The sequence below is a fragment of the Polynucleobacter sp. MWH-Braz-FAM2G genome (assembly GCF_018687635.1).
In the GTDB taxonomy this organism is placed as follows: domain Bacteria; phylum Pseudomonadota; class Gammaproteobacteria; order Burkholderiales; family Burkholderiaceae; genus Polynucleobacter.
Genome location: NZ_CP061300.1, coordinates 1257958 through 1261326, shown reverse-complemented (window position 1 = coordinate 1261326; position 3369 = coordinate 1257958). Strand labels below are relative to the sequence as shown.

The window sequence follows — 3369 nt, the reverse complement described above, 5'->3', positions numbered from 1 at the left end:
GAGCTTTGCCTCATTGATTGCTGGCCATCCTGGCACTGAAGTTGGTGCGGATTACACTATCGGCATCGGTAATGGTGGTGGCGCAATTAGTGACACCTTCACCGTAGAAGATGACCGTGTGTTTGTGAGTCTGGAAGGCGGTAGTATCCCTCATCAAGATGGCGGATATCAAGAGAGTGAAAATGATCGTGGCGAGAGCGGAGATCGCGATGGTCGTGACGAGCAAAATAGTCGAGATGGCCATGATAGCCGCGATGGGAGTGATGGACGAGATAGCAGTGAAGATCGTGATGAAAATAACAATCGTGACGATCGTCATGAGCATAAAGATGTCAGCGATGACGCCAACATCACCTATACCTTGCACGTTGATGCTCGAGCTGATGCCCACATAGCTGATAATGAATATGCGAAGGTGCGTATTCACGTAAACGGTACCGATGCTAGAGAGGATACTTTTAAATACGTATCACTTAAGGAGGGCTCATCCAAATCCTTCACTATTTCAGTTGATGAAGCCCATGGTAAAACATTTACAGTTACTCTTGAAGATATTGGTACCGCAAGAAACCCTTCCGGAGAGGGGTTCTCCTCTTTAATTGCCGGTCACCCAGGTTCGGAGTCTGGTGCTGATTACATTCGCGGCAATGTAACTGGCGGCGGCATTACAGACACCTTCACGGTTGAAGATGATCGCCTTACAGTAAGCTTGCAAGCCCATAGCGGCTCTAACCCAGTCTCTGATGAATCCGATTTAACTTACACTCTCCACGTCACTGGTAATGCTGGTGATGATGAGGGCGGCTCCAATCATGTCTATGCCAAAGTAGAAATAAAAGAAACCGGTGGCGGCACTACTTATCAATATGTCGATGTCACTACTAAAGGCGATAAGACTTTTACAGTTGATACTACTGAGCTACATGGTAAAGAATTTACCGTTAATGTAGTTAGTTTGGTTGATGCGCCAAACAGTGGCGGCAAGGTGATTAATGACGGCGACTATCGGATTAATGACGCTTCTCGTTCCGACACCTTTAGGGTGGAGGATGACCGTGTTACTGTGAGCTTGACAAAACACGCTGGTGGCGCAGTCTCTGACGATGCTGATTTAACTTATACCATTCATGTTAATGGCAATCCAATTGGCCAAGAGGGCATTGAGCACGCTTATGCCAAGGTAGCCATTACCCAGAACGGCGAAGGTGGCGGTACTACTTACAAGTATGTTGATATTGCCGGTGGTGGTGATAAGACCTTTACGATTGACACCAATGAAAGTCAGCACGGCAAGAGCTTTACTGTAACCATTGTTGACTTAGTTGATAAAAACAGTAGCGAAGGCAAGTCTTTATTAGATGCTCGTGATCCCTCCAAACCAATTGCCACCGAAGTGCGTGGTGAACATGGTGATGAGCATGGCGAGCATGAGGGTGGCGATGGTGAAGATGGTTCTACTAAGCACACCTATAAAGTCTCTACTGAATACTTGCGTGAAGCTGGTGAGCATGAGGGCGGTGACCATGAAGATAGCCATCTCTATGCCAAGGTTCGTGTAACTGAGACTCGAGGCGAAGAAGGTCATCGTGAGACCAGTACTCATGATCGTTATATCGAGGTGGATAAAGAGAAGGGCACATTTACTGTTGAAAACCACGGAGAAGGTGAACATCACAGCTATCGTGTAGAAGTACTCGATCTCACTGACAAAGATGATGGCACAGGGAAGTCTCTGATTGGTTCTGAAATTACGATTGATAATGCCCATGCTTCAGACACCTTCACGGTTGAAGATGATCGCCTTACAGTAAGCTTGCAAGCCCATAGCGGCTCTAACCCAGTCTCTGATGAATCCGATTTAACTTACACTCTCCACGTCACTGGTAATGCTGGTGATGATGAGGGCGGCTCCAATCATGTCTATGCCAAAGTAGAAATAAAAGAAACCGGTGGCGGCACTACTTATCAATATGTCGATGTCACTACTAAAGGCGATAAGACTTTTACAGTTGATACTACTGAGCTACATGGTAAAGAATTTACCGTTAATGTAGTTAGTTTGGTTGATGCGCCAAACAGTGGCGGCAAGGTGATTAATGACGGCGACTATCGGATTAATGACGCTTCTCGTTCCGACACCTTTAGGGTGGAGGATGACCGTGTTACTGTGAGCTTGACAAAACACGCTGGTGGCGCAGTCTCTGACGATGCTGATTTAACTTATACCATTCATGTTAATGGCAATCCAATTGGCCAAGAGGGCATTGAGCACGCTTATGCCAAGGTAGCCATTACCCAGAACGGCGAAGGTGGCGGTACTACTTACAAGTATGTTGATATTGCCGGTGGTGGTGATAAGACCTTTACGATTGACACCAATGAAAGTCAGCACGGCAAGAGCTTTACTGTAACCATTGTTGACTTAGTTGATAAAAACAGTAGCGAAGGCAAGTCTTTATTAGATGCTCGTGATCCCTCCAAACCAATTGCCACCGAAGTGCGTGGTGAACATGGTGATGAGCATGGCGAGCATGAGGGTGGCGATGGTGAAGATGGTTCTACTAAGCACACCTATAAAGTCTCTACTGAATACTTGCGTGAAGCTGGTGAGCATGAGGGCGGTGACCATGAAGATAGCCATCTCTATGCCAAGGTTCGTGTAACTGAGACTCGAGGCGAAGAAGGTCATCGTGAGACCAGTACTCATGATCGTTATATCGAGGTGGATAAAGAGAAGGGCACATTTACTGTTGAAAACCACGGAGAAGGTGAACATCACAGCTATCGTGTAGAAGTACTCGATCTCACTGACAAAGATGATGGCACAGGGAAGTCTCTGATTGGTTCTGAAATTACGATTGATAATGCCCATGCTTCAGACACCTTCACGGTTGAAGATGATCGTGTCACCGTAAGCTTACAGGCTCCAACACACACTGGTACGGTTGACGATGAGGCTTCTTTGACCTATACAGTCAATGTTGCTGGCACATTGCCTACCGATGAGGGATTGGGTCATGTTTACGCTAAGGTAGCTATTACGCATGACAGCGTGACTGAATACAAGTACGTAGACATTACTGGTTCAGATAAGACCTTTACAGTAGATGCGAATGAGCTCCATGGCGCTAACTTCAGTGTTAGCGTAGTTGGCCTGGTAGATAAGGCTGGTGATATCCATGCAGCAGGGGAAGGCAACTCTCTAGTGAGCTCGGAGTTGAGTATTAACAGCACTGCTGACACCTTCACGGTTGAAGATGATCGTGTCACCGTAAGCTTACAGGCTCCAACACACACTGGTACGGTTGACGATGAGGCTTCTTTGACCTATACAGTCAATGTTGCTGGCACATTGCCTACCGATGAGGG

General features: G+C 46.7%; 1 protein-coding gene. It reads left to right on the top strand.

Translation table 11 applies throughout. The features are described 5' to 3' along the window. A partial coding sequence (locus tag FD973_RS06540; RefSeq protein WP_371816854.1) for a hypothetical protein occupies positions 1–3369 on the top strand: 3369 nt, incomplete at both ends.